Origin of the sequence: Micromonospora sp. CPM1, assembly GCF_023896895.1 — a bacterium.
GTDB lineage: Bacteria > Actinomycetota > Actinomycetes > Mycobacteriales > Micromonosporaceae > Micromonospora > Micromonospora tulbaghiae.
The window spans coordinates 16,438-42,481 of sequence record NZ_JAMHIU010000002.1 but is presented as its reverse complement, the minus strand read 5'-3'; the positions used below and the strand labels follow the sequence as shown (position 1 = coordinate 42,481).

The 26,044-nt window shown below is 71.0% G+C and carries 26 protein-coding genes, 2 tRNA genes and 1 other RNA gene; 11 read left to right on the top strand and 18 right to left on the bottom strand.

From position 1 onward, the window contains the following. Positions 1 to 199: 199 nt before the first annotated feature. The 4 genes from recR to ffs all read right to left on the bottom strand — a co-directional run bounded on the left by recR (position 200) and on the right by ffs (position 4,508). Positions 200 to 793 (bottom strand): recombination mediator RecR, encoded by a 594-nt coding sequence (gene recR / locus M8C11_RS02720; protein ID WP_013289050.1) that lies wholly within the window; start codon positions 791 to 793, stop codon positions 200 to 202. Between the two features lie 8 nt (positions 794 to 801). Beyond that, on the bottom strand, positions 802 to 1,110 hold the full coding sequence (locus M8C11_RS02715) for a YbaB/EbfC family nucleoid-associated protein (RefSeq protein WP_064446817.1): 309 nt from the start codon (positions 1,108 to 1,110) through the stop codon (positions 802 to 804). Positions 1,111 to 1,218: 108 nt separating this feature from the next. Then, positions 1,219 to 4,311, bottom strand: a complete 3,093-nt coding sequence (locus tag M8C11_RS02710; protein ID WP_252448186.1) for a DNA polymerase III subunit gamma and tau — start codon at positions 4,309 to 4,311, stop codon at positions 1,219 to 1,221. Positions 4,312 to 4,418: 107 nt separating this feature from the next. Beyond that, positions 4,419 to 4,508, bottom strand: an RNA gene (ffs, locus tag M8C11_RS02705) — signal recognition particle sRNA small type. An 81-nt stretch (positions 4,509 to 4,589) separates the two neighbouring features. Between ffs and M8C11_RS02700 the strand changes: the two genes are divergently transcribed. Continuing rightward, positions 4,590 to 4,674, top strand: a tRNA-Ser gene (locus M8C11_RS02700). A gap of 210 nt (positions 4,675 to 4,884) precedes the next feature. On the opposite strand, the gene M8C11_RS02695 is transcribed toward M8C11_RS02700, so the two are convergent. The 4 genes from M8C11_RS02695 to M8C11_RS02680 form a co-directional block, all read right to left on the bottom strand. Next, on the bottom strand, positions 4,885 to 5,046 hold the full coding sequence (locus M8C11_RS02695) for a tyrosine-type recombinase/integrase (RefSeq protein ID WP_252448185.1): 162 nt from the start codon (positions 5,044 to 5,046) through the stop codon (positions 4,885 to 4,887). A 368-nt stretch (positions 5,047 to 5,414) separates the two neighbouring features. Then, positions 5,415 to 6,728 (bottom strand): hypothetical protein, encoded by a 1,314-nt coding sequence (locus M8C11_RS02690; protein ID WP_252448184.1) that lies wholly within the window; start codon positions 6,726 to 6,728, stop codon positions 5,415 to 5,417. A 659-nt stretch (positions 6,729 to 7,387) separates the two neighbouring features. Next, positions 7,388 to 8,608, bottom strand: coding sequence for an RNA polymerase sigma factor (locus M8C11_RS02685; protein ID WP_252448183.1), 1,221 nt, complete (start codon positions 8,606 to 8,608; stop codon positions 7,388 to 7,390). Continuing rightward, the gene (locus M8C11_RS02680) at positions 8,605 to 8,937 is read right to left on the bottom strand and encodes a YciI family protein (RefSeq protein ID WP_252448182.1); all 333 of its coding nucleotides are present in this window, start codon (positions 8,935 to 8,937) and stop codon (positions 8,605 to 8,607) included. The genes M8C11_RS02685 and M8C11_RS02680 overlap by 4 nt, the downstream gene beginning before the upstream one ends. A 199-nt stretch (positions 8,938 to 9,136) precedes the next feature. Between M8C11_RS02680 and M8C11_RS02675 the strand changes: the two genes are divergently transcribed. From M8C11_RS02675 to M8C11_RS02660, 4 genes are read left to right on the top strand one after another with little or no spacing between them, the layout of a single operon-like run. Beyond that, the gene (locus tag M8C11_RS02675) at positions 9,137 to 10,474 is read left to right on the top strand and encodes a helix-turn-helix domain-containing protein (protein ID WP_121684574.1); all 1,338 of its coding nucleotides are present in this window, start codon (positions 9,137 to 9,139) and stop codon (positions 10,472 to 10,474) included. Positions 10,475 to 10,495: 21 nt separating this feature from the next. Beyond that, entirely contained in the window at positions 10,496 to 11,008 is a 513-nt protein-coding gene (locus M8C11_RS02670; protein WP_120572673.1) for an NUDIX hydrolase, read from the top strand. Positions 11,009 to 11,059: 51 nt separating this feature from the next. After that, complete coding sequence (locus M8C11_RS02665; protein ID WP_252448180.1) at positions 11,060 to 11,674, top strand: hypothetical protein; 615 nt, start codon at positions 11,060 to 11,062, stop codon at positions 11,672 to 11,674. Then, positions 11,671 to 12,192, top strand: coding sequence for a hypothetical protein (locus M8C11_RS02660; protein WP_252448179.1), 522 nt, complete (start codon positions 11,671 to 11,673; stop codon positions 12,190 to 12,192). Before M8C11_RS02665 ends, M8C11_RS02660 begins: the two co-directional genes overlap by 4 nt. A 47-nt stretch (positions 12,193 to 12,239) precedes the next feature. On the opposite strand, the gene M8C11_RS02655 is transcribed toward M8C11_RS02660, so the two are convergent. Together M8C11_RS02655 and M8C11_RS02650 are read right to left on the bottom strand one after the other, a co-directional pair. Continuing rightward, positions 12,240 to 13,166: a hypothetical protein gene (locus tag M8C11_RS02655; protein WP_252448178.1), complete on the bottom strand. Its 927-nt coding sequence runs from the start codon at positions 13,164 to 13,166 to the stop codon at positions 12,240 to 12,242. 264 nt (positions 13,167 to 13,430) lie between these two features. Further along, positions 13,431 to 13,517: transfer RNA gene (locus tag M8C11_RS02650), tRNA-Ser, on the bottom strand. 75 nt (positions 13,518 to 13,592) lie between these two features. Between M8C11_RS02650 and deoD the strand changes: the two genes are divergently transcribed. From deoD to M8C11_RS02635, 3 genes are all read left to right on the top strand, one after another. Then, positions 13,593 to 14,300, top strand: coding sequence for a purine-nucleoside phosphorylase (deoD, locus tag M8C11_RS02645; RefSeq protein ID WP_047891806.1), 708 nt, complete (start codon positions 13,593 to 13,595; stop codon positions 14,298 to 14,300). A 111-nt stretch (positions 14,301 to 14,411) separates the two neighbouring features. Beyond that, positions 14,412 to 15,050 (top strand): TetR/AcrR family transcriptional regulator, encoded by a 639-nt coding sequence (locus tag M8C11_RS02640; protein ID WP_252448177.1) that lies wholly within the window; start codon positions 14,412 to 14,414, stop codon positions 15,048 to 15,050. Then, on the top strand, positions 15,047 to 15,514 hold the full coding sequence (locus M8C11_RS02635) for a thioesterase family protein (protein WP_121684571.1): 468 nt from the start codon (positions 15,047 to 15,049) through the stop codon (positions 15,512 to 15,514). Before M8C11_RS02640 ends, M8C11_RS02635 begins: the two co-directional genes overlap by 4 nt. A 10-nt stretch (positions 15,515 to 15,524) precedes the next feature. On the opposite strand, the gene M8C11_RS02630 is transcribed toward M8C11_RS02635, so the two are convergent. The 4 genes from M8C11_RS02630 to M8C11_RS02615 form a co-directional block, all read right to left on the bottom strand. Further along, a complete protein-coding gene (locus tag M8C11_RS02630) occupies positions 15,525 to 15,992 on the bottom strand; it encodes a nucleoside deaminase (protein ID WP_374667049.1) in 468 nt (155 codons plus the stop codon). 148 nt (positions 15,993 to 16,140) lie between these two features. Beyond that, positions 16,141 to 16,665: a tRNA adenosine deaminase-associated protein gene (locus tag M8C11_RS02625; RefSeq protein ID WP_252448176.1), complete on the bottom strand. Its 525-nt coding sequence runs from the start codon at positions 16,663 to 16,665 to the stop codon at positions 16,141 to 16,143. A 123-nt stretch (positions 16,666 to 16,788) separates the two neighbouring features. Next, on the bottom strand, positions 16,789 to 16,959 hold the full coding sequence (locus M8C11_RS02620; RefSeq protein WP_018786529.1) for a hypothetical protein: 171 nt from the start codon (positions 16,957 to 16,959) through the stop codon (positions 16,789 to 16,791). A gap of 72 nt (positions 16,960 to 17,031) precedes the next feature. Beyond that, positions 17,032 to 17,328: a hypothetical protein gene (locus M8C11_RS02615; protein ID WP_252448434.1), complete on the bottom strand. Its 297-nt coding sequence runs from the start codon at positions 17,326 to 17,328 to the stop codon at positions 17,032 to 17,034. Positions 17,329 to 17,503: 175 nt separating this feature from the next. Here M8C11_RS02615 and M8C11_RS02610 point away from each other — a divergent pair, with 175 nt between their 5' ends. Further along, positions 17,504 to 18,244 carry a M23 family metallopeptidase gene (locus M8C11_RS02610; RefSeq protein WP_252448175.1) on the top strand — a complete coding sequence of 247 codons (741 nt, stop codon included), beginning with the start codon at positions 17,504 to 17,506 and terminating at the stop codon, positions 18,242 to 18,244. 56 nt (positions 18,245 to 18,300) lie between these two features. Beyond that, the gene (locus tag M8C11_RS02605; protein ID WP_252448174.1) at positions 18,301 to 19,371 is read left to right on the top strand and encodes a PHP domain-containing protein; all 1,071 of its coding nucleotides are present in this window, start codon (positions 18,301 to 18,303) and stop codon (positions 19,369 to 19,371) included. Between the two features lie 3 nt (positions 19,372 to 19,374). Here the strand turns inward: M8C11_RS02605 and M8C11_RS02600 are convergent, their stop codons facing one another. Next, positions 19,375 to 20,349, bottom strand: coding sequence for a DMT family transporter (locus M8C11_RS02600; protein ID WP_252448173.1), 975 nt, complete (start codon positions 20,347 to 20,349; stop codon positions 19,375 to 19,377). 73 nt (positions 20,350 to 20,422) lie between these two features. Between M8C11_RS02600 and M8C11_RS02595 the strand changes: the two genes are divergently transcribed. Next, on the top strand, positions 20,423 to 22,093 hold the full coding sequence (locus M8C11_RS02595; RefSeq protein ID WP_252448172.1) for a DUF885 domain-containing protein: 1,671 nt from the start codon (positions 20,423 to 20,425) through the stop codon (positions 22,091 to 22,093). Positions 22,094 to 22,139: 46 nt separating this feature from the next. On the opposite strand, the gene M8C11_RS02590 is transcribed toward M8C11_RS02595, so the two are convergent. The 3 genes from M8C11_RS02590 to M8C11_RS02580 form a co-directional block, all read right to left on the bottom strand. Beyond that, positions 22,140 to 23,729: a DUF6114 domain-containing protein gene (locus M8C11_RS02590; protein ID WP_252448171.1), complete on the bottom strand. Its 1,590-nt coding sequence runs from the start codon at positions 23,727 to 23,729 to the stop codon at positions 22,140 to 22,142. A 77-nt stretch (positions 23,730 to 23,806) separates the two neighbouring features. Beyond that, positions 23,807 to 24,430: a DUF6230 family protein gene (locus M8C11_RS02585; protein ID WP_252448170.1), complete on the bottom strand. Its 624-nt coding sequence runs from the start codon at positions 24,428 to 24,430 to the stop codon at positions 23,807 to 23,809. A 394-nt stretch (positions 24,431 to 24,824) separates the two neighbouring features. Next, positions 24,825 to 25,982: a DUF3068 domain-containing protein gene (locus M8C11_RS02580; RefSeq protein WP_120572659.1), complete on the bottom strand. Its 1,158-nt coding sequence runs from the start codon at positions 25,980 to 25,982 to the stop codon at positions 24,825 to 24,827. Between the last annotated feature and the right edge of the window lie 62 nt (positions 25,983 to 26,044).

Here is a 26,044-nt window from a genome sequence, read left to right as displayed (position 1 = left end):
TCTGTTCCGCAACGAGGCATACGAATCGAAGGAGGATCCCTTACCTCGCCGAACTTTCGTCGGTTTGAAGGGCGAATTTATTACGTCGATCCGGTCCCGGACGCACGTTCCTGTTAGATCGACGGACATGCCGGTACGGCCCGGAGACACGTCCGGCGGGCACCCCGCAGGGCACCCGCCGGAGGCGGTACGACTGGATTCAGACGGCCCGTCGGCCCTCGAAGGCCCGGCCCAGCGTGATCTCGTCGGCGTACTCCAGGTCGCCGCCGACCGGCAGTCCACTCGCGAGCCGGGTCACCGCGATCCCCATCGGCTTGACCATCAGCGCCAGGTAGGTGGCGGTCGCCTCGCCCTCGGTGTTCGGGTCGGTGGCGAGGATCAGCTCGCGGACCTCGCCGCCGCCGAGTCGGGTCATCAGCTCACGGATCCGCAGGTTGTCCGGGCCGATGCCCTCCAGCGGATTGATCGCGCCGCCGAGCACGTGGTAGCGCCCGCGGAACTCGCCGGTCCGCTCGATCGCCACCACGTCCTTCGGCTCCTCGACCACACAGAGCACCTCGTCGGTGCGCCGTGGGTCGCGGCAGATCCGGCACTGCTCCGACTCGGCCACGTTGTAGCAGGTCGTGCAGAACCGGACCAGGTCCTTGACCTTGCGCAGCGCGCCGGCCAGCCGGTTGACGTCGGCCGGATCCGCCGACAGCACATGGAACGCGATCCGCTGGGCACTCTTCGGGCCCACGCCCGGCAACCGGCCCAGCTCGTCGATCAGATCCTGGATGGCACCCTCGTACATCTGCCGGCTCAGAACCCGGGCAGGCCGAGGCCGCCCATGCCGCCCGCGAGCGGGCCCATCTTCTTCTCGGTCAGCTCGCGGGCCGCCTCGGCGGCGTTGTGCACGGCCGCGACGACCAGGTCCTCGAGCGTCTCGACGTCCTCCGGGTCGACCGCCTTCGGGTCGATCTTGATCGCCTTCAGCTCACCGGTACCGGCGACGGTCGCGGTGACCAGGCCACCGCCGGCGGTGCCGGTCAGCTCCGCCTCGGCCAGCTCGGCCTGGGCCTTGGCGATCTGCTGCTGCATCTTCTGCGCCTGCTTCAGCATCTGCTGCATGTTCGGCTGTCCACCTGGGCGCACGGACCGCTCCTTCTTCCACTCGTCTGCTCGGCCGCGCCCAGCCTAGTCGGGCCACGGCACCGCTGAATCGCGGTCGGCGCGCGCTCAGCGCGCGTCCACCTCGTCGATCTTCTCCGCCCCGAACGTCTCGCGCAGCAGCTGCACCGCCTGCTCCTCGCTCGACTGCCGGGCGGTCCGCTCGTCGATCACCTCGTCCAGCGGCTCGTCGCCCGGATCGAACCCCTCGTAGGCGGGCGCCGCCGCCGGCGCACCCCCGCCCCGCACCGGGCCGTCGAAGTCCGGGTCGTAGGGCGGCTCGCCCGCCCACTCGGCATCAGCCGTCTTCCGCGCCGGCTGCGCCGCGCGCGGCCCCTTGCCGGGACCACCGCCCGCAGCGGCAGCCGCCGCGGCCGCACGCGCCGCCGCGATCGCGCTGTTCTTCGCCCCCGCCGGCCTCGCCCCACCGGCAGGCGCCGGCGCCGCCGCGGGTGCAGCAGGCTTGGGTACGACGACAGGGGCCGTAGCGGTCGCCGTGCCCCCGCCCGGACGGGCCGCCGCCGGCCAGTCCTCCCCGTCGCCGCCGCTCGCGGCCGAGGCGGTGCCGGTGGCAGAGGCCGTGCCACCGGGCCGGGCCGGCTCCGGCCAGTCCTCCTCGCCGGCCTGGTCTGCCGCAGCGGTCGCCGTCGAACGGTGCGAGGCGTCGGGCGAACCCGCGCCTGCCCGGCCCGCCGGTCCCCCGGCCTGGCTACCAGTGGCCTGGTTACCAGTGGCTCGGCTGCCCGAGCCGGATACCGGCCGTCCCGGGGCGCCGCCGACCGCGTCGGAGGCCGGGCGTCCGGCGACACCGGAGTCCGGACGGCCTGGCCCGGCGTGGGCCGAACCCGGGCGGCCCGGTCCTGCGTCGGAGCCGGGGCGGTTGGGTCCGGTGTCGAAGCCGGGACGGCCCGGTCCCGCGTCGGCTGCTGCCGAGTGGGAGGCGGCCGCGCCGACGGAATCGGGGCGCGCGTGAGCGGTGCCGGCCGCGCCGGAAGTGTCCTGTCCATACCCCGCGTCAGCCGCGCCCGCGTTCGGGCGGACACGCCCCGCGTCGGCGTCCGGACGGCCCTGAGCGGTACCTACCGCCCCGGAATCCGGGCGACCGGACCCGGTGTCGGACGCCGGGCCGGACGGGGCGGCCGCCGGGCGGGCCGGGGCGTTGTCGGACGCGCCTCGCCCCGGTGCGGCGTCGGTCTGCCCGCGGCTCGCTCCGGACGGGCGGGACGGGCCACCGAGTGAGGCCGCGCCGCGCTCGCCCGCCACCTCGCAGCGGATCTGCCAGCGACCGCCCAGCTCCTCGTAGAGCGCGTCGGTCAGCACGGCGGCGTGGTCGGCCATCATCTTCGCCAGCACCGTGGACTTCACGGTCAGCACCAGCGTGTCGCCGTCCAGGTCGCGTACCACCGCGTCCCGCATCAACGCGGCGATCCGCTTGTTGCTGCGGTTGACCTTGCCGACCACCTCGGGCCAGACCCGGCGCACCGCGACCGCGTCGAGCGCGCCGGGATTGCCCGCTCCGGGTCGGGGCGGCTCGGGCGTGGCCGGGTCCGGCATCACCGCGGAGGGCGGTACCGGGCGTCGGGCAGCGGCCTGCCCGGACGTCGTCGAGCCGGCGGCGGGTCGCTCGGCGGCGGCCGGCGCAGGGAACCCGGCGTCCGTGTCGGTGTGGACCTCGGCAGCCGCGGCCGCTTCGGTCGCCACCGGGGCGGGACGCGGGCCGGACTCGGCAACCGCACCGGCCGGCGCGGGGCGGGAATCGGCGCCCGCACCGGTCGGGGCCGGACGGGAACCGGGTGCGGCGTTCCGGGTACCCGCCGCAGCGGCGGCAGCGGCACGTGCGGCGGCGGCACCGGTCGGGGCGCCGGCAGCCGCCGGCGTGCCGGCGGAATCCGGGTGGACCGCGGCGGCAGCCGCGCCCGGGGCGGGAGCCGCCGGGCGTACCCCCTGGGTCTGGGTTGGGTGCGCGGAGTCGGCGGCGGCCGGCGGCAGCTCGGCGCCCCCGAGCGTCAGCCGGCGCTCCATCCGCTCCAGGCGCTGGAGCAGGCCGGCCGAGGAGTCGTCCGCGCCGGGCAGGAGCATGCGCGCGCAGATCAGCTCCAGCAGCAGCCGGGGCGCTGTGGTGCCGCGCATCTCGACCAGGCCGTTGTGCACGATGTCGGCGCAGCGGGACAGCGTGGCCGGGCCGAGGCGCTGGGCCTGGGCGGCCATCCGCTCGATCTGGTCGGCCGGGCCGTCGATGAGGCCCCTGGCGGCGGCATCGGGCACCTGCTGCAGGACGATCAGGTCACGGAGGCGTTCGAGCAGGTCGGCGGCGAAGCGGCGCGAGTCGTGCCCGGCCTCCGCGACCCGGTCGACGGTGGCGTACGCGGCGGCACCGTCACCGGCGGCGAGCGCGTCGCACATCTCGTCGATCAGCGCGGCGTCGGTGACCCCGAGCAGCGCGGCGGCCCGGGCGTAGTCGACGCCCTCCGGGCCGGCCCCCGCGATGAGCTGGTCGAGCACGGAGAGACTGTCGCGCATGCTGCCCCCGCCGGCGCGCACCACCAGCGGGAAGACCGCCGGCTCGACCTTGACGCCTTCTGCCTCGCAGAGCTGCTCGAGGTAGGGGCGGACCACCTTTGGCGGGAACAGCCGGAACGGGTAGTGGTGGGTCCGCGACTTGATCGTGCCGAGGACCTTCTCCGGTTCGGTGGTGGCGAAGATGAACTTGACGTACTCCGGGGGCTCCTCGACCAGCTTGAGCAGCGCGTTGAAGCCGGCCGACGAGACCATGTGCGCCTCGTCGATGATGTAGATCTTGAAGCGGCTGCGGGCCGGGGCGAAGAACGCCTTCTCGCGCAGCTCACGGGCGTCGTCGACACCACCGTGGCTGGCCGCGTCGATCTCGATGACGTCGATCGAGCCGCCGCCGTCGGGAGCCAGCCCGCGGCACGAGTCACACTGCCCGCACGGCTCGGGGGTGGGGCCCTGCTCGCAGTTGAGGGAGCGGGCCAGGATCCGGGCGCTGGAGGTCTTGCCGCAGCCCCGCGGACCGGAGAAGAGGTAGGCGTGGTTGAGCCGCCCGCTGCGCAGCGCCTGCGACAGCGGCTCGGTGACCTGCTCCTGGCCGATCATCTCGGCGAACGTCCGCGGCCGGTACTTGCGGTAAAGGGCCAGTGCCACCCGTCCCGCCTCCTCTCGACCGAGCCATTCTGCGCCGGTCGGCCCCGGGTGACCACCCACCACCCCGTGACCCGACCCGCAGCGACGTTACCCGGCCCGGGAGACAGAAAGGCCTCCCGTGCACCCGGCAGAGCTCGCTTATCCTTGCTGCCTTCCGGCCCTGGGGAGGTTCACGAGGTACCGCCGCACGGGAGGTGACGCCAAGCCTACCCGAAGGGTTGTGGATCTTCCGGGAGGGTGGGGTGGCCCGCCGTCGGGAGACCTGTATCCTGGCTCGCGGAGGATTCGCCTAGAGGCCTAGGGCGCACGCTTGGAAAGCGTGTTGGGTTAACACCCTCACGAGTTCGAATCTCGTATCCTCCGCTCTCTTGAGCAGCACGAACGCGAGGGCCGGCCCCGTCGGGGACCGGCCCTTCGTCGTCTCTACGGTCGCTCTCGTCTCAGTTGTCGTCTCATTTGCCCTGTTCCAGCCCCTCTGGCTGCCACTCGCCGGACTCCCCCGGCCGGCGCGGCGGGTCGCCCTCAGAGCAGCCCGCCAAGTTTGCTGCGCGATGTCGCGACGAACCTGATCGGTCATTGCTGGTACCGGACGGCCATTGCCGAGTTCGACCAGCCCATGATGCCCATCACGACGCGGCCGAAAACGCCGAGTACCAGGAGGACGGTCGCGGCGGTGTGCCGGGCGTCGTGCAGCCGGCGTCCCGCACTCCGGCGAGCTTGAGTAGCCGCTTCCATTCGTCGTAGTGCCTCGCCTGATGGATCGCTTCTCCGTTGGCGAGGCGAATACCCACCCCTCATCGCGTCAGAGCTGCGCGCGGTTTTGCGCTCGGCGTTCTGTTACTTTTGGTGCTGCCGGAGTAGTTCGATCAGGGATCCGGCAGGCCGATGGAGCGGCGGCCAGCGCACAATTTGGTGTCGCCGATACCGGGCGTTCGTTCACTCGGTCAGGGCATTGACCGGGGGTCTTATCCGCACTTTCCGTCGCACCATGCCGCCCTTTCGGCCGGAGTAGCGCTCGCCGCACGGTGGGTCATCCCGTGGTCTAAATCGACGTCCGGCCATTCAGGCCGAGCGCTTCGCCCTGGCGTAGCCCGCACACCGATTCATATCCGGTGAAGTGAAAGCCAAGTGGCGCGAAAGCGTTCCCGCGTTGCTACATTCGGATACCGCCACACGAAGGCCATTAGCGCAAAGGACATGGCGCACGTCGCCTCTAAAATATCCAATGCCTGCTCCAGAATGTCGTCGTGAAACAACTCTTCCACGATAGCATCAGCAGGAGATCTTGCGTGGGGCGGAAGGTGTCGTATCTTTACCGTATCTGCCAGGACCTCGTAGTCGTAATGAGCCTCAGCATTACGAAGCGTGCGGTCGACGCTACTCGTAATTGTTGGCGCTGAACCCGTCAGATCCCTATGAACCCCGCTTAAACGCCTGTTCTGAAATAGCGTCTCAGAGTTCAGCGAAGGAGCAGTCCCGGCTGCGACCTTTCCGGCGACGACGAGCAGCGATCCCAGTCTGCGGAAGGGGCCTTCCGCAATTTTGCTAAGCGCGTCGAGAACGCCGTCAACACGGACTAGGGAGTTTGCGCCTTCGAACTCACCGAGAATCCGTGCCGATTGGGAATTCAGTTGGCTCCACGCTGCAGAGAAGCTATCAACAAAGAGCGCCCCATCTTCAATCCAATTCGGATTGGAGATACTAGCGCTTTCGAGAATGTTCGCCGCCTCACTGAAGCGCTCTTCCCGTCGGTGCCGGTCCTGGCCCACCCGAGCCATCAGTTGGAGCTTCTCGACTGGACGAAGCATTGCAGGGTCGGCACGTGCGACACTAGAGAGCTCTGGAAACACCTCAATGACCGACCCCAGCGCGACGCCACTAACAGAGGCGAGAGGTATGCGACGCGCAGCGACTGGGGTTAGATTCCCAATGAGTTCGGCAACGTCGGACAAAAGGATTCCAGCTGCCAGCATATAGCTTTCGAATTCCTTAGCCCTCGCTATTGCCGCGCCTGGATCAGGTGCCACGAAACACCCCACGAATTCAGCGAGGGCCCGGGCAGCCCTCGTAACCGCTCGTATGCTCTGCCGGTGAATCGCGAGCAGGAGGATAGGCGGAACTACCAAATGCCCTTTGATAGCGCGGTCTATCGCATCGTGGCATATTTCCTGTACGCCAGTCCAGCCTGCAACCGTCCGAGCATTCTCGACATCATTCCAATTCGTCTTATCGAAAATATGGTTCAAGCGCTGGGTGTATTCCGAGAAAGGCTCGAATACTTCGCGATGAAGCCATCGCGAATATTCTCCCACCTCGGCGCGGCGCCCCTTCGAGGCGAATTCCATGTTGAGCAATGATTGAACTCGTTCTTGCAGCAATGTAATTTCCGGCCCGTACGCCGATTTGCGTTCGGACACTCGCTGATCCTCTTGGGCAGCATCTTTACCGAACGCGCCACAATGGAGGCACTTACCCTCCGTCGTCAGTCTAGAAACACCACCGCATTCTTCACAATCCCAGACTGTGAACGCAAGCGAAAGCCGAAGCCCTTCCAATTCTTCATTATCGTCAACCGTTCGTACGCCGCAAAGCGGACAATGCGAAAGGTGCTCACTGGAACGAAAGTCACAGTGTGGACATTTGCAGGGTTTGCGCCTTCCGAACAAAGCCGCACCTCTCGCCTGAAATCGACTTGGGGGATGGGGCGTGCGTGGTTCCAGCAAATCTACCGCCTCGCCTCGTTGAGGCGCACTTCCGAAACGGCTGTCGCGCAGGATGCGCGTAAGCTGGCACCTAGGCCGTCGTATCGCCTCGGCGACCAGCAGAGCAACCTGACGCCGCAATTAGCAGCTGTCGTGCCTCGTTCGTTCACGTACGCCAGTGCCCGGCGAGGTCCTTTCCAGAAGTGCTACACAGGCTGCAGACCGCGTGTTCGCTGGTGAACGGCAGCAAGCAGACTTCGAAAGCGTGCTGGGTTTCACACGCTCACGAGTTCGAATCTCGTATCCGCCGCTCGCAGACGTCAGGGCCGGTACCCGCAGGGGGACCGGCCCCGAGCCGTTCTCTGCGGCACCCCTCACCGGCCGCCCAACTGGTCCCGTCGCCGCTTCAGGTACGCCGTCTCCGCGCTGTTGCCCGCCAATTCGATCGCCCGGTCGTACGCCGCCCGCGCCTCCCCACCCCGCCCCATCCGGCGCAACAACTCGGCGCGCGTCGCGTGGTACGCGTGGTAACCCTCCAGCGGCAGCCCGTCCACCTCCGCCAGCGCCACCTGCGGCCCGTCCAGTTCGGCGATCGCCACGGCCCGGTTGAGCCGCACGATCGGTGACGGGTCGACCCGTACCAAATGGTCGTAGAGCGCGGCGACCTGCGCCCAGTCGGTGTCCCGGGCGTCGCGGGCGTCGGTGTGGACGGCGTTGATCGCGGCGAGGATCTGGTAGCGGCCCGGCGGCCGGCCGGCGGCGATGCACGTGCGGACCAGGGCGTGGCCCTCGGCGATGAGGTCGCGGTCCCACGCGCTGCGGTCCTGCTCGGCGAGGACGACGAGTTCGCCTGTCGCGGACACCCGGGCGGGTCGGCGGGCCTCGGTGAGCAGCATCAGCGCCAGGAGGCCGGCAGCTTCGTGGTCGTCGGGCAGCAGCGTACGGACCAGCCGGGTGAGCCGGATCGCCTCGGCGGTCAGGTCGGCGCGGACCGCCTCCTTGCCGGGGTCGGAGGCGAGGTAGCCCTCGTTGAAGATCAGGTACAGGACGGCGAGCACACCGCTGACCCGGGACGGCAGGTCGTCGCGGGACGGCACCCGGTACGGGATCCCGGCCGCCTTGATCTTCGTCTTGGCCCGGGTGATCCGCCTGCTCATGGCGGCTTCCTGGACCAGGTACGCCCGGGCGATCTCCGGCACGGTGAGGCCGCCGACCAGGCGCAGCGTCAACGCCACTCGCGCCTCCATGGCCAGCGCCGGGTGGCAGCAGGTGAAAATCAGACGGAGCCGGTCGTCGTCGATGACACCGAGCGGTTCCGGGGCGTCGGCCAGCATCAGCGCCTCCCGGTGCTTGTCCTCCCGCCGGCTCTCGCGCCGGATCCGGTCGACGGCCCGCCGGTACGCGGTGGTGGTGAGCCACGCGCCGGGGTTCGGCGGTACGCCGTCGGCCGACCACCGCTCGACGGCAGCGGCGAACGCCTCGGCTGTCATCTCCTCCGCGACGTCGAGGTCGCCGATGCGCCGGGCGAGCGTGGCGACGACCCGGGCCCACTCCTCGCGGTGGACCCGGGTGAGCGCCTCGCCGACGTCTGTCACGCGCTCAGGAACGGCCGCAGCTCGACCCGCCTGTTGCACCGCTGCGACGCCAGCGCGGCGAGTGGCAGCGCCACGTCGAAGTCCGGCGCCTCGATGATCCAGAACCCGCCGACGTACTCCTTCGTCTCCACGTAGGGCCCGTCGGTGAGCAGCGGGCTGCCGTCCCGCGCGTCCACGACTGTGGCCGTCTCTGGCGCCGCGAGCCCACCGGCGAAGACCCAGTGGCCGTCGGCTCGCAGCTGCTCGTTGAACTCACCGATCGCGGCCATCTCCGCGTCGGTGGCCGAGCCGGTCGTGTCGTCGAGTACGGAGATCAGGTACTGCGCCATCGGTCCCTCTTTCGCTCTCGTCGGCCGCCGGCCGGGCCGCCGTCACCCCGGCTACGAACGCCGCCACCCCGATCCGACAGCCTCCGACGAGGTCGATCAGGCGATTCTCGTACGTGGCACGTCAAAGCTCTCGTCGTAGTCATGGCCGGTTATGCGTTGCATGTATAACCGACAGTCACTGAGCAGGTTGAATGAGTACGTGATCGAGGCATCGAGGCCAAGCAGGTGTGCGCGCTGCGGCGCCAACCTGGCTGCCGACAACGGCTCGGGACGGTGCGCTCCCTGTCAACGAGCGGAACGGGACCGCATCGTCGCTGCTCCCGACGTTCCACCCAGCTTCTGGTCCCATGAACCGCTTCGCCATGCGCTTGCGGATCGGCACCTCGGTCGCGTTGTCCGCGCCTACCGTCACCATCCCTATCACGGGCGACAGCCGCTGCCCCAAACCACGGTCGCTGGCTGGTTCGGGATTACGCAGGCGCAACTGAGCCGCATCGAGAACGGACCGGCGGTGGTGCACCTCGACCGACTGGCACATTGGGCCCGCGTGCTGCGGATACCCGCGCACACCTTGTGGTTCCGACTACCGGCCGCACCAGGCGACACCCCGCTGCCGGCCGATGTCGTGGAGGTGGGTCCTCAACTGATCCGCGCACTCCGGTCCGCAGATCGTCAAGTCGGCGGCAAATACCTCTACAGCACCGTGCTGGCACACCTCGCCACCTTCTCCACGCCGACAGGTCGTCCTCCTGCCATGCCCCCGCAAATACTCATGGCGGTGGCCGCCCTGCACGAGATGGCCGGTTGGATGGCACACGATTCCGGGGACAGCACGACGAGTAGACGGCACTTCCTTGACGCCTTGGCGCTCGCCGTCGACAGCAGAGACGCGCTGCTGGTGGCGCAGGTACACGGAAGCCTGAGCCACCTCGCCTGCCACGGCGGAAGCGCGGAGGCCGCGATCTCACATGCCAGCGACGGGCTCGGGGCCGTCGCTCAAGAGGAGGCCGGTGCTCTGATACGCGCCCGTCTTCTCGCCTTGCAGGCACGCGGCCTCGCCGCAGCGGGTCTCACCGCCGACTGCCACGCTTCCCTTCAGCGGGCTGAGTCCGCCTTCGCGGAGGCGGCACCTGCACCCACCGAATGGCTGACTCCATTCGACCGCACCTCGTTCGATATCGAGTCGGCGCGCTGCCTGCTTCGCCTCGGTGACGTCACGGCCGCTCTTCGCATCCTCAACGGCAACGTCGCCGAGCGGCCGGGCGGCCGGGTGCGGAGTCAGGCGCTCGCCCGGATGCTCCTTGCCACCGCGCTCGTCGGACAGGCCCGGATCGAGGAGGCGTGCGACCTGACGCACCAGACCGTCGAACTCACCCACGGTCTGGGCTCGGCTGTCGTCCTCGACCAGCTCAGACATCTCGCACTGCTCCTGCGGTCGCATGCCGTCCGGTGCCCGGACGTGCCACAGCTTCTGGACCGGCTTCGCGACACCATCTGGGAGCGGAGATGGGTGGCGCTGCCGCTGCCGACGGGGTGAGGACGGCTGACAATCGTCGGTATGGCCGACGAGCGTCCCCTGTACGAGCGAGATCCGGCTGCCTGGCAGGTCCACCTCGCCGAGGGCAACGCGCGGCAGCCCCGGAAGCGGGTGGGAGCCGACGTACTGCTGCGCAACGGTGACGGCGACATCCTGTTGGTAGATCCACGCTACAAGCCCGACTGGGACCTGCCGGGCGGCATGGCGGAGGCGAACGAGCCGCCGCACCTGGCCGCCGAGCGGGAGGTACGCGAGGAGCTGGGTCTCGAACTGCGCGTCGGACCGTTGCTGGTGGTGGACTGGGTGGCACCGCACGGCCCCTGGGACGACAGCTTGATGTTCATCTTCGACGGCGGCGCGCTGCCTCCCGCCGAGCCGTTGAAACCGGCTGACGGCGAACTGGCCGACGCACGATTCGTTGCGCTCGATGATGCGCAGGCGCTGCTTCGCCCGTACGTTTGGCATCGGCTGCGTCACGCGGTGGCCGCGCTGAGCGACGGACGCCCGAGGTACCTGACCAACGGAACCGCCTGAGGCCGTCGTACACATGTTCCATCCACAGCCTGTGGACGCCGAGAGGACCGGATGAGTTACCAGCTCAGCGCCGTGGTCGCCGACGTCGAGTTGCTTCGTGAGCAGACCGCCGACCTGGACCACGCGGTGCTCGCCGCGCTCCGCCAGGACTTCGCGCTGCTGCCGGTCACCCCGCAACTGGTGCAGGAACTGACCGGCGGCCTGCCGGACTACGCCACCGACGAGCCGCGCGCCGAGCGCCCGTTCCGGCTGGTGCTGTCACCGCCGCTGGCGGGGGTGCTGGCCCGGTGGTCGAGGAGCGGCCCGGTGGCGTACCTGGAAGCGGAGTTCGCGGGCGGCCTGGGCCACCAGTCGGCCGTGGTGTGGCTCGGCGGCGAGGTGAGCTGGGGCCCGCGGTACGACGCCGCGCTGGACCGGCCGCGGACCGAGTGGCCGATCAACACGGCGCTCGCCCGCCTGGGCGCGGAGCCGGGCGCGTGGATCGACCCGTTCGCCGAGCTGGGCCTGCACCTGGAGCGCGACACGGACGGCTGGCTGGCGCACGGTCGGCGTGGACTGTCCGCCGACTACTGGGACGAGCTGGCCGAGGAGTGGGAACTACGCCAATCCGACCAACAACAGCAACCTCATCGCCCCGGTCCCGTTGGTGACTGGGGGATTGCATGAAACTACGACAATTCGGCTTTATTGCCGCACTGCTTGCTGCCGCGTCCGCGGCCGGCAGCGGCGTTCATCCACAGTGGCCCGCCCGCCCGGTCGGCGCCGCTCAGGTGGTCAGCCTGGAGGGCCTGCGCAACGCGGAGTTCGGCGACACCGAGGCGGACCTGACCCGGCGCGGCGTACTGCGCGCCGACGAGGCGGCCTGCGGGCCTGCGCTGGTCGGGCACGGTGCGGTCAGCCCGATCTTCGTGGACGACCGGCTCGTCCTGCTCTGGCTGGACGACCCGATGAGCACGCCCGAGGGCATCAGCGCCGGCACGCCGGTCGGCGAGGTCCGCGCCGCGTACCCCGGCGCCGTCGACCTGCCGGCGCCGCCCGGCAGTCACCGCTTCGACGGGCTGCTCGCCCGCGACGGCGACCGCGCGTACCTGTTCCTGCACGACGGGGTCACCGTCCGCGAGATCATCGCCGGGTACGCGGACTGGGCCCGCCGCCTCTTCGAAGAGGGCTACGGCCCCTGCTGACATCCGGCTCGACCCAGCTGTCGAACGCCCGGCCGAGCTGACAGCGGTCAGTACTTCCGCGACGGCTCGGCACCCGGCACGCTCGCGGGCAGTGCCGGTTGCAGGGCCTCCAGCGCCCGGCTGACGCCCAGGCCGACGAGGACCGCCAGCGCGAAGACGACCGTCGACAGCCACCGGGGGCCGTCCGCGAGGAGGATGGTCATCTGCACCAGGCTCAGCAGGGCGACTCCCAGCACGGTGCCCGCGAAGCCGCCCCGCCCGCCGGCCACGCTCACGCCACCGAGCAGGACGGCGCCGGCCACGAACGCCAGCTGGCCGATGTCGGCCGACAGGGTCGTGGCGCCGATCCCGCCGACCAGCAGGACCCCGCCCGCGCCCGCGATCAGGCTGGAACCGCCCAGGCCGACGACCGCGCCCAGCAGCCGTGCGCCGAGGGGCGACGGCGGCTCCCCGGCGACGACCCGGTTGCCGCTCAGCGCCCGCCGCACCGCCGGGATCGACCACACCACCGCGCCGCCGATCGACAGCAGGAGAAACAGCACCAGCCACCCGGCCGCGGCGCCGTCGGATCGGATCCAACCTTCCCTCGCGAGCCGCTGCGGACCGCCGCTGCCGATGGCGGCGAGCAGTATGCCCTGCGTCAGCGCCAGCCCGCCCAGCGACACCGCCCACCCGGGCGCCCGCAGCAGCCCGGCGACCAGGCCCATCCCGAGACCGACGAACGCCGCGGCGGCGATCGCGGCGACCGCCGCGACGAAGACCGGGGCGCCGCCGTCGAGCACCTCCGCGTACGTCAGGCCGGCGAGGGCCGCGACGCCGACGACCGCGAGGTTGGGCGTGGCCGTGCGCATCGACAGCGCGAAAGCGGTCGCCAACAGGCCGGTGGAGGCGATGTTGAACACCAGCGGCGACAGCCGCGACCCGTCTTGGGAGTACCACACCACCGCGGCGACGACGGTCAGCGCCAGCAGCACCGCCTCCCAGAACAGGTGCGGCCGAAAGGAATTATCGGAACGGGACGTGACCGGTCCGGCGGGTGCCGACGGTTGTGCAGGCGTGAAAACCACAGCGATTCCTCCCTTGCGCGGACGCTGACACTAACCCGCAGATCACCGGAGATACACGAGCCCGGATACGTAGGCCGGGCCGGGGTCGAGTACTCAGCTCCACCACACGGCCAGATGCGGAACGCCCGGCCGATCCTCACGGATCGACCGGGCGTTCTCGCTGTTCACGAGCGGTGGCGGCGGGATTTGAACCCGCGGAGGGCGTAAACCCTCACACGCTTTCGAGGCGTGCTCCTTAGGCCACTCGGACACGCCACCGCCGACGAGGGTACAGGACCGCCGGCTTGGACGCCGAACCGGTATCCCTCGGCCCGGCCTGGCAGGATCTTTGCCATGAGTACGCACATCGGCGCTGAGCCGGGAGAGATCGCCGAGCGGGTCCTGATGCCGGGCGACCCGCTGCGGGCCAAGTGGATCGCGGAGACCTACCTGGAGGGGGCCCGCTGCTACACGACGGTGCGCGGCATGCTGGGCTTCACCGGGAAGTGGAACGGTGTCGACGTGTCCGTCCAGGGCTCCGGCATGGGCATGCCGTCCGCCTCGATCTACGCCCACGAGCTGGTCAACGAGTACGGCGTGAAGTCGCTGATCCGGGTCGGCTCCTGCGGGGCCCTGACCGAGGATCTGCAGCTGCGGGACGTGGTGGCGGCGATCGGGTCGTCCACCGACTCGAACATGAACCGGATGCGCTTCGACGGGCTGATCGACTACGCCCCGGTGGCCGACTTCGGGCTGCTGCGTACCTCGGTCGAGGTGGCCGAGCGGCGCGGCATCAGCATGCGGGTGGGGCCGATCCTGGCGGCGGACGCCTTCTACACGGACCGGCCGGACCTGTACGACCGGCTCGCCGACTACGGCGTGCTGGCGGTGGAGATGGAGTCGGCGGCGCTCTACACGATCGCGGCGCGCTTCAAGGCCCGCGCGCTGACCATCCTGACCGTCAGCGACCACATCAAGACCGGCGAGAAGACCACGTCGCAGGAGCGCGAGCAGACGTTCGGCCAGATGGTCGAGATCGCGCTGGACACCATCATCGCCTGACCTGATCGATCCTGGACCGCCTCGTCGCCGCAAGGTGGCGGGGCGGTTCGCGTTACCCGGGTCACAGAAATAAATACGACCGGTCGTGCTTGTTTCCTCTACGCTGACCGCATGACCTCCGACGGCCGCGTCGCCCGTGGCGACCGCACCCGCACCGCGGTGCTGGACACCGCAGTGGCGCTGGCCACCGAGGTCGGCCTGCACGGCCTCTCCCTGGCCCAGCTCGCCGACCGGCTGGAGGTGAGCAAGTCCGGCCTCTTCGCGCACTGGCGTTCCAAGGAGGCGCTGCAACTCGCCACCGTCGAGCGGGCGGTCGCGCAGTGGCAGGAGCGGATCGTCGCCCCCGCCCTGCACGCCCCACGGGGCGTACGCCGGCTGCGGGCGCTGCACGAGGCCCGGATCGACTTCTACGCCGCCCGGGTGCTGCCCGGCGGCTGTTTCTTCGCCAACACCGAGTTCGAGTACAACGCCCGTCCCGGCCCGGTCCGGGACCGGCTCGCCGAGGCGTTCGCCCGCTGGACCGCGCTCCTCGAACGCATCGTCCAGGAGGCCGTCGACCTCGGCGAACTTCCCGCCGACCTGGACGTGCCGCTGCTCGCGTACGAGATCGACGCGCTGGGGATCAGCGCGGTGATGCGGTCCCGGCTGCTCGACCCGGACGCCACCTACCGGCATGCCCGCCAGGGCCTGCTGACCCGGCTGCGGGCGCTCTGCCCGGATCCGACCCTGCTACCGGAAGGCCAGTCATGAGCCACGCCGCAGTCGACCGGCCGGTCGCCGAGTTCGGGCACGTCGAGCACGTGCCCGTGCACTTCGACGACCTCGACGCCATGGGCATCCTGCACAACGCCCGCTACGCGGTGCTGCTGGAACGCGCTTTGACGCCCTACTGGGCCGAGCGCGGCGTCGCCTTCCGGGGCGACGTGCACGCCGCCCCCGACGTGTTCCACGCGGTCCGCGAGTTCACCATCACCTACCAGGCGCCGGTCATCGGCGTCGGCACGGTGGCGGTGCACTTCTGGCTGGAGCACTTCGGCACCAGCAGCGCCCGCTACGCCTTCGAGTTCCGCTCGACCGACGGCGACACCGTGCACGCCACCGGCACCCGGTCCATCGTCCGGCTGGACCCGGCCACCCTGCGCCCGACCGCCTGGACCGAGGTCGGCCGCGCGATCGCCGCGACGCTGCTGCGTCCGACGACGACGCACGCCTGAGTCGGGACGGTCAGCGGAAGAAGGCGCGCAGCACCGCCGCGCTCTCGCGTTCCAGCACGCCGCCGTACACCTCGGGGCGGTGCGTGACGCGGCGGTCGCGCAGCACGTCCCAGAGCGACCCGACCGCGCCGGTCTTCGGTTCCCAGGCGCCGAACACCACAGTCGAGACGCGGGCCAGCGCGATCGCACCGGCGCACATGGTGCACGGTTCCAGCGTCACCACCAGCGTGCAGTCGTCCAGCCGCCAGCGGCCCAGCCGCTGCGCGGCCCGGCGCAACGCCAGCACCTCGGCGTGCGCGGTCGGGTCGCCGGTCAGCTCCCGCTCGTTGCGTCCGATCGCCAGTTCGGTGCCGTCGGGGCCGTAGAGCACCGCGCCGACCGGCACGTCGTCGGCGTCGGGGGCCGCGTCGTCCGGGCCGGTCACCGCGACCTCGAGGGCCCGGCGCATCCACAGCTCGTGCCGCTGCCGGCGACCCACCGCGCCCGGGTCGGCGAGCGCCTCGTCGGCGCCGGGACCGACGCGCGCGGCCCGGCCGGGGGTGGGCTGCCCCGGGCGTACGGTCTCCAGCGCCGGATCGGTCGCGTCGGCCGGTTCGGCGGCGCCGGGCGTCAGGGACTCCCCGGGCTCAGACCTCACGCAGCTCCTCGACCTCGTCCGCGCAGCCGAGCACCTGGCAGATCTCGGCGGTCACGTCGGCCGGCATGGAGCCCTCGTGCGCGCAGAGCGCCAGCAGCTTCTGCGCCGGGATGCCCAGGTCGGCGAGGAGGTCCGCGTCGCCGACCGGGTCGGCCTCCGGGTCCACAGCGGGCTGCTCGGTGTCGTAGTCGCCGCCGGAGGCGCGCGGCTCGTCGACGTCCTCCAGGCCGGTCACCGAGGTCTTCAGGTCACCGACGAGCAGCGCGCCCAGCCGGGACTCCTCCGCGTACGCCGAGTCCGAGCCGAAGATCCGCAGATCCTCCCCCTCGTCCAGGCGCAGGATGACCAGGTACGTGTCGTCGGCCTCGACGAACAGCAGCGAGAGGTCGGCGTCCGGCTCGACGTCGCGCAGCCGGTCGGCCACCTCCTCGATGTCGGTGACGCCACGCAGGCTCACCTCACCGGCGGTCCAGCCGCCGTCGACGCGCGCCACGGCAGCAGCGAAGTACGACACGGTCCCCCCAAATTGGCCTCGGCAGCACGCCGACACGTCACGCGATGCACGTTAACCGGTCGGGTCGGCGGGCGAGCGGTCAACGCCCCGTATGGGCCGGCCGTTCCTTCAGAGAAAAGCCGGTCAGCCGACGACGCGCCGGCGGGTGGCGATGAGTTGGCGCAGCCGCTCGGTGCGGGCCCGCTGCGGCCGCTGGCGCTGCTGTACCGCACGGGCACCGGCCAACTCGGCGAGGAGTTGCAGGCGACGGCGGCTCCGATCGGGGTCGAGCCGCGGCGGTGTGGTCCAGGCCATACCGCGAGCGTGGACCGTCCTCAGGCGTACGTCAAGGTGGCCTTCGCTACGCAGCGAGACCGGCACCGAAGGTCACCAGAGCGGCCAGTCTCCGGTCTGCGCCCACCGCGTCGCGACGATCGCGGCGGCGATGCTCCAGCCACCCGCGGTGACGATCGCCACGCCCGTCGCCACCCCCCGGTCGCCGTGGCGGACCAGCACCGCGGCGGCCAGCCACGCCAGGCCGCCGGCCAGCAGCGTCCACCAGGCGTAACCGGCGACGCCGCCGCCGACCAGCCCGAACAACAGCAACCAGGCGAACGCGACGAGCGCGCCGACCGCGACGCCGGCGCCGGTGACCGGGTACGGCTCGCGGTAGCTGGGCCGCATCGACGTGCTCGACGGGAACAGCCCCGACGGCGTACGCGGCGGCGGTGGGAACGCCCCCGGACCGGTCCCCTCGGGTCCGCCGTGCCACCCGTGCGTCACCGCCGCCCCCTTTCCCGGGCCGTCCGTCCCGCGTTCGGCTTTCGTCCCTACGGTAGTGGTCTGTCAGGATGACCGGATGCGCTCGCCATCGATCGGTCGTCGCACGCTGCCGGCGTACCCGGTCCTGCTGCTCGTCGCGGCGCTCGCCGCCGGGTGCGGCTCCCCCACCGGGCGGGCCGACAGGTGGCAGGAACCGAGCCCGATGGCGACGGCCGCGCAGCGCGCCGACTCGGCCGGTCCGGTACCGCCGGCCGCCTCCCCGCCGTCACCGGCGCGCACCGACGTGAAGCGGGTCTTCCCGGTGCGGGCCGGCAACGTCGACTACCACCCGACGCACGGCGGCTACCCGGGCACCGACGTGTTCGCCGACTGCGGGGAACCGGTGGTGGCGGTCACCGACGGTGTGGTGCTGGAGGTGAGCCGCGTCGACCGGTTCGACAGGCGCGGGCCGCTGGGCCCGAACAACGGCGGGCTCTCCGTCTCGCTGCTCGGCGACGACGGGGTGCGCTACTACGGCTCGCACCTGAGCGCGATCGACGCGGGTGTCGACGCCGGGGTGCGGGTGCGCGCCGGGCAGCAGCTCGGCAAGGTCGGCCGCACCGGCAACGCCAACAACGTCTGCCACCTGCACTTCGGGCTGTCCCCGAAGTGCACCGGCGCCGACGACTGGTGGATCCGCCGGGGCGTGGTCTGGCCGGCGCCGTACCTGAACTCCTGGCGCAAGGGCGGCAACCGCTCGCCGGTCGCCGAGGTCACCGCCTGGCAGCGCAAGCACGGCTGCCCGGCCTCGCCCGGCCGGTCCACCCGCAGCGGCTGACCGACTCGCGCCGCGGGGACACGCGGCGGACGGCGGATGCGCGTAGTTTCCAGGACATGAGTGCCCAGGATCCCATCGCCGACCTGCGCCGGATCGCGTTCCTGCTGGAACGGGCGAACGAGGCCACGTACCGGGTCCGGGCGTTCCGGTCGGCGGCGAAGACGCTGGGCGCGCTGCCCGCCGCCGAGGTGGCCGAGCGGGCCCGCACCGGCAAGCTGACCGAGCTGTCCGGCGTCGGTGACGTGACCGCCCGCTGCGTGGCCGAGTCGCTGGCCGGTGAGGAGCCGGTCTACCTGCGCCGGCTGCTGGCGACCGAGGGCACCGATCTGGACGAGGCGGCGGCGAAGCTGCGGGACGCGCTGCGCGGCGACTGCCACACCCACTCGGACTGGTCCGACGGCGGCTCGCCGATCGAGGAGATGGCGCTGGCGGCGGTCGAGCTGGGCCACGAGTATCTGGTGCTCACCGACCACTCGCCGCGGCTCACAGTGGCCCGGGGTCTGACCGCGGAGCGGCTGCGCAAGCAGCTCGACCACGTCGCCGCGGTCAACGAGGCGCTGCCGAAGGGTTTCCGCATCCTCACCGGCATCGAGGTCGACATCCTCGCCGACGGCTCGCTCGACCAGGACGAGAAGCTGCTGGCCCGCCTGGACGTGGTGGTCGGCTCGGTGCACAGCGGCCTGAACGACGACCGGGCGAAGATGACCCGCCGGATGCTGACCGCGATCGCGAACCCGCACCTGGACATCCTCGGCCACTGCACCGGCCGGATGGTCTCCTCCCGGCCCGCGGGGGTGACCGGGCCCGGCGACCGGGGGCACCGGGCGCGTACCCGCAAGGAGAGCGAGTTCGACGCGGACGCCGTCTTCGCCGCCTGCGCCGAGCACGACGTGGCCGTCGAGATCAACTCCCGGCCGGAGCGGCAGGACCCGCCGAAGCGGCTGATCCGCCTCGCACTGGAGGCCGGGTGCCGGTTCGCGATCGACACCGACGCGCACGCGCCCGGCCAGCTCGACTGGCAGCGCTTCGGCTGCGAGCGGGCCGCGCTGTGCGGCGTACCGGCGAAGCGGGTGGTGAACACCTGGACGGCCGACCGCCTGGTGAAGTGGACGGCCGGCCGCGGCTGACGGTCAGCCCCGCGTGGCCGGTTCGGCCGTGCGGGCGGCGGTCGTAACCGCCTCCGGGCGTGGACGGCGCCGCCCGAACAGGCCCTGGGCGACCGCCACGCCGACGAGCACCACGAACGCGCCCACCGGTTGGTGCCAGTTCATCCGCTCGCCCAGCACCACCGCGCCGACGAGCACCGCGAACACCGGGATCAGGTACGTCACTGTGGACGCCGTACTGGCCCCGGCCAGCCGGATGTTGCGCATGTTGATCACGAAGGCGAGCCCGGTGCCGAGCGCGCCGAGCGCCAGCACGCTCGCCGCCACGCGCGGGGAGAGGCCGATCGGCGACGGCGTCGTACCGACGAACGGCGCGACCAGCGCGAGCTGCGCGGTCGCCACCAGCAGCTGGGCCGCCGACAGCGACAGACCGGAGTACGCGCTGCCCGCGACGAACTTCTTCTGGTACGGGATCGCCAGCCCGTAGCAGGCCGCCGCGCCGAAGCACATGAGCTGGCCGACGAAGTGGGCGCCGCCCACGCCCTCCCAGACGCCGAGCACCACGAGCACGCCGACGAAGCCCAGCCCCAGCCCGACGGCACGGCGGGCGGTCAGCCGCTCGGTGCGGAACACCAGCACCGCCAGCGGCAGCACGATCAGCGGCGTGGTGGCGTTCCAGATGCCGGCGAGCATCGACTCGACCCGCTGCTCGCCGTAGCCGAACAGCGTGAACGGCACGGCGACGCCGAACGCGGCCACCACGAGCATGTGCGCCCACACCCGCAGGTCGCGGGGCAGCCGGTCGCGCAGCACTGCGAGCACCACGAGCAGCGTCAGCGCGCCGGTGGCCACCCGGTAGAGCGTGAGGTGCACGGGGTGCAGCTCGGTCACGCCGACCTTGATGAACAGGAAGCTGGAACCCCAGATGGCGGCGAGCGCGACGAACCCGGGCAGCCAGCTCCGCACCGGCGCGCGGTCAGGAGTGATCTCGACGTTCACCCCTGACACTCTGCCGCAGAGGTACGACGAAGTCGCGCGGTATTCCGGATGCGGCGTCACGTAGGGTCGCCTGGTGGGACGAATCGATGACCTCGCCAACCGGTACGTGGCCGAGTGGGCTCCGCTGAGCCCGACCGGCGCCACCTACGTCGGCATCGCCGGCTACGACGACCAGCTCGACGACCTGTCGCCCGAGGGTTACGCCGCCCGCGCCGAACTGGCCCGTCGCACGCTCGGCGAACTCGACGTGACCGAGCCGGAGACCGAGGCGGAGCGGACCGCCAAGGAGGCCATGCAGGAACGCCTCGGCCTGGAGCTGGCCCGCCACGACGCGGGCGAGACCGGCAGCGAGGTCAACGTGATCGCGAGCGGGCTGCACGAGATCCGGATGGTCTTCGACCTCATGCCGACCGACGGCGAGGAAGCCCGGGCGAACGTGGCCGCGCGGCTCAACCGCTTCGCGTCCGCGCTGGACGGCTACAAGCGCACGCTGCGCGAGGCCGCCGCGGCGGGACGGGTCAGCTCGCGGGTGCAGCTCGTCGAGGTCGCCAAGCAGTGCGACGTCTGGGTCGACCCGGAGGGCGACAACTTCTTCCACGGGATGGTCGAGCGGATCGACGCCGACGGCGCACTCGGCGCGGAGCTGCGCAAGGGCGCCGCCGCCGCGACCGCCGCCACCGCCGAGTTCGGGCAGTTCCTGCGCACCGAGCTGGCGCCGGTGGGCCGGGAGAAGCAGGCCGCCGGGCGGGAGCGCTACGAGCTGGCCTCGCAGTACTTCCTCGGCGCGAAGGTCGACCTGGACGAGACGTACGCCTGGGGTTTCGCGGAGCTGGCCCGGCTGGAGGCCGAGATGCGGGCGGTGGCCGCGCGGATCGCCGGGCGCGGCGCCTCGGTCGACGACGCGGTACGCGCGCTCGACGCCGACCCGGCTCGGACGGTACGCGGCAAGGAGGCGTTCCGGGACTGGATGCAGGCGCTCGCCGACAGGGCGGTCACCGAGCTGAACGGCACCCACTTCGACATCCCCGAGCAGGTGCGCCGGATCGAGTGCTGCCTCGCGCCGACGAGCGACGGCGCCATCTACTACACCGGCCCGAGCGAGGACTTCTCCCGGCCGGGACGGATGTGGTGGGCGGTGCCGCAGGGCATCACCGACTTCTCCACGTGGCGCGAGGTGACCACCGTCTACCACGAGGGCGTGCCGGGTCACCACCTCCAGGTCGCCCAGACCGCCGTCCGGGCCGACCTGCTCAACCGCTGGCAGCGGCTGCTGTGCTGGGTCTCCGGGCACGGCGAGGGCTGGGCGCTCTACTCGGAGCGGCTGATGGACGAGCTGGGCTACCTCGACGACCCGGGTGACCGGCTCGGCATGCTCGACGGGCAGGCGCTGCGCGCGGCCCGGGTCATCGTGGACATCGGCATGCACCTGGAGCTGGAGATCCCGAAGGACAACGCGTTCGGCTTCCACCCGGGCGAGCGGTGGACGCCGGAGCTGGGCTGGGAGTTCATGCGGGCGCACTGCCGGGTGCCGGACGAGAACCTGCGCTTCGAGCTGAACCGCTACCTGGGCTGGCCCGGGCAGGCGCCGTCGTACAAGGTGGGCGAGCGGATCTGGTTGCAGGCCCGGGAGGACGCGAAGGCCCGCAAGGGCGCCGACTTCGACCTCAAGGAGTTCCACCGCCAGGCGCTCGACCTGGGTTCGCTGGGACTCGACCCGCTGCGCAAGGCGCTGGCCCGGATCTGAGCCGGTGCCGGGTGCCGGCGGTGAGTCCCGCCGGCACCCGCACGCGTCAGGCGCCGAGCGTCAGCCGCAGCGTCGGCCGGCCGGTGAGCGTGTTGCTGGTGACGTACGCCAGGTCGATGACCGGGTCGGTGAACGTCACCGGGATGGGCAGCGTGACCGGCAGGCCGTCCGGGAACGGCAGGTCCGGGGTCAGCGTCAGCTTGATGCCGGCGAGCTTGCCGACGAACCGGGTGCAGTAGAACGCGACGTCGTCGCGGACCGTGAGGCGGTCGGTCGCGTACCGCTGGGTGCGGCCCCGGGGACCGTCGGCGACCAGCAGGAAGTCGTCGGTCACCGCCTCCTTCATGCTGAACTTCAGCACCTTGAGCACGCCCTGCTCGGTCTGTAGGTCGGTGATCCCCTCGAACCGCAGCCCGGTCATGGTCACCTTGGAGCCGGTGAGCTTCGACGGCTGCTGGCCCACCTTCGGCAGGCTCGGGTCGGCGGCGATACGCGGCAGCGGCTTGCCCGGTTCCACCTTGCCGGGCTTCGCCGGTTCCTCCTTGCCCGGCTTGCCCGGCGCCGGGCAGTCGGTCGGGCCGGGACGGGTCGTCGGCTTGCTCGTCGGGGTCGCCGACCCACTCGCGGTCGGTGTGGGCGAGGGCGTCGCGCTCTTGTCGCTGCCGCCCTTGAACAGGTCGCCGATCCCGTCGAAGAAGTCGGTGATGATGTTGCCTTCCCGCGTCGGGCTCGCGCTCGGCGTCGGGGTGGGCGTCGCGGAGGGTGCGCTCGCGCCGGACGACGGCGTGGCGGACTTCGACGGGCAGGCGCTCGCGGCGGGCTTGCTCGGGGCGGCCTGCACCGCCTGCGGCTGTACGGCCAGGCCGGCGGCGGCGAGGCCGAGCACCACGAGGACGATGCCGAAGGTGCGCGGGTCCGCCGAACGTCCCGCCCACTCCGGCGGGCCGCCGTCGGATCCGGCCGCCTGCCCGTTCGCCGACTGCCGAGGGACCGGCCGCTCCCCGCCCGGCCGCTCGGCAGTCGGCTGCTCGACGGCCGGCCGGACGCCGACCGGCACCTCGACGGTCGGCCGCTCGTCCGCGGTCTGTGCGTCCACGGGCTGTGCGTCCACAGGCTGCGCGTCGACGGGCTTTGCGTCCACGGGCTGTGCGTCCACGACGGTCTCGGGCTCGTCGTCCACCGTGGTGCCGGGCTCGTCGGTGTCGCGCTCGACCTCGGCCGCTTCGGCACCGGCGGGACCGGCCGGCGGGGTCGGCACCCAGGCGAACGCGAGCGCGCTGCCCACGATGCCGAGCAGCAGGCCGAGGAAGAAGCCGCCGAGGTTGAGCCCGATCAGGGAGTAGACGGCGGTGATCGCCGCGACGATCGAGTAGAACAGCCGCTGCGCCGGACTGAGCCAGAGCAGCACCCCGCAGGTCACCAGGATGCCCGGGATCAGCAGGGAGAGCAGGCCGGTGGCGCCGCTGCTGAAGCTCAGGCCGTTGAGGGTCAACCGGGTGGAGGCGAGCATCTCCACCCCGGCCAGGATGATGAACAGCCCGCCCCAGAACGGCCGGGTCCGCTGCCAGCGGCGGAAGGTCCGCCAAGCCCGGGCCGCGGTGCCGAGCCGGGCGTGGGACGGTTCGACGGTTGTCACGTACTCCTCCTGGCGGAGCGGGGACGGGGACGGTGGGGCGGGCCCGCGGTGGTCGGCCACCGCGGGCCGTGCTCAGCTCAGAAGCACTCCTTGCCCTTGGCGTCGTCGCCCACGTTGACCTTGAGCCGGAGCCCGACCAGGTTGAACGTCGAGGAAGTGGTGTAGCGGGACACCTGCTTCAGATCACGGATGGTCACCCGGTCGGAGTTCTGGCCGAACGAGCCTCGCTGCGCCGTCGGGTTGAGGTCGCTGGCGTCGCGGCCGATCTGGATGTTGGTGAAGGTGGCGTTGCCCTCGAGCGAGTCCATCGCGATGACGAGGTCCTTGGCCCGGGCGGGGTCCTTGCCCTCACCGGCGTTGATGGTGAGCACCACCGGCAGGCCGGGCAGGTCGGCGCGGACGGACTGGCAGAGCTTGTACAGCTCGGCGCTGCTGATCTCGGCCATCGCGACCGGGCGCGTGGTGCCGGCCTTGCCGTCCTCGCCCTTCTCGCGGACGATGCCGCCGTACTGCTTGAAGCCCTCGCCCTCCAGGCGCTCGGCGCCGATCTTGAACGTCTGCCCGGATACGGTGATGTCGGAGGCGATGGCGCCGGTCGACATGCCGAACAGGATGGCACCGGCGGCGGCCGTGGTGGGCACGATCATGGCGGCGAACCGCCGCCACCGGGTACGACCCTGGTTGTCGAGCCGATTCTGCACGGAGTTCCTCCTCGAACGAATGTGCGCGGCGGCCGGTTGCGAACCGGCGGCCCGCGCCGGGCCCGTCCTTCTGTTACCGACGGGTAACGATCGAGCCTGATCGTGCACCCGATGCGGTGTGGCTCACAACCCCCTGATTACCCGGCGGTAACACCGGGGGGATACGGGCAGGTGACCGGGCGTCACGAAATCCCAGGCCACGGCGGGAGATGAGGGCGAAATGTCGCGCCAAACCGGGCATCGATGGCGATGAGCGCGACGGAAAGTTACCGGATATCTCGCCGTTACAATCGAGTAACGAATGTAAAGTACGGTCGCCCGCATGGGCGATCTGCACGACGGAGGGGTGGACCGCGGTGCGGCCCACCCCTCCGTCGTGCTTCCGGCGTACCGGTCAGCGGCGTTCCACCTCACCGGCGCCCGAGCGCTGGGCCGGCACCGACGGATCGTCGGACCGCCAGTTCGTCGACGCCGGCGGGATCTCGTCGTCGAGCGGGCCACCGACGGGCTCCTGGTCGACGCGGGTGGGCGTCGGGTCGGAGGTCGGCGCGTCCGCGCGATGCCGGGCGTTGCCGTCGCCCTTGGGCCGGGTCACCAGCCACACGCCCGCGATCAGGGCGATCAGGCCCAGCACACCGGCGATGATCGGGCCCCAGACACTGATCATGCCGATCTTGAAACGGTTGTCCTTCACCGTCTCGACGCTGCGGCTGATCGTGTCGTCGTTGTAGTTGAAGTCCGCGTCCAGCAGCACGGTCGGGGCGCCGGTGTCCGGACGCAGCTCCTTGTACTGCTGCTCGCGCACCTTGATGTAGGCGCCGGTCACCGGGTCGACCCAGAGCGTACGGGTGTTGCTGTAGACGACCTGACCGCTGGTCGCGGTCGGCGCGAACTTGCCCAGCAGCGTCTTGACGCTGTCCGCCGGGGTGTTCAGCGGCTCGTTCTCGATCCGCTGCTCGAAGCGGTACGTCTCGACGCCCTTGATCTTCTCGGTGCCGGTGAACCGCGCCGGGAAGGTCTTCTTCAGGTCGCGGTCGAACACCTGGTAGTCACGCTTGCCGGTGCCGAACGGGAACTTGTAGATCTGGCCGGAGTAGCGCACGTTGCCGACCGGGGTCTGTTCCGCGCCGGACTCGTTGAGCCACTGCTCGTCCCACGGCGCCGCCGCGCCGGAGATCCGGTAGAGCGCCAGCTCGGTGCTGTACTGGCTGATCACATCCTGGTTGTCGCTGCGCTTGACCGTCTGGAAGACGTTCCAGATGACCGCGTCGCCCTTCAGCTCCTTGGGCACGCGGTCCTTGGTGTCCTCCGGCTGCGGGATGACCTCGATGCTGGACACGAGATCGGCCTGCGGCACCTCGATGCTCACCGCGCCGGCTTCGGACTTGATCTGTAGGAACTTCGCGCCCTTCGCCTCCGCGACGGACGTCGTTGGTTCCAGGTCATAGGGCAGCTTGGTCACGGCGGGGGCCACGTAGAACGGCAGCCCGGCCGCGAAGACCAGCAACAAGACACCTAGCCCGAAGAGCGCGGCGCCCACGCGAAGCTTCACTCATCCTCCTGTAACCTGCCGCCCTACGGTCTGTCGTCCGGGGCACCCGATCCTTAGCATTG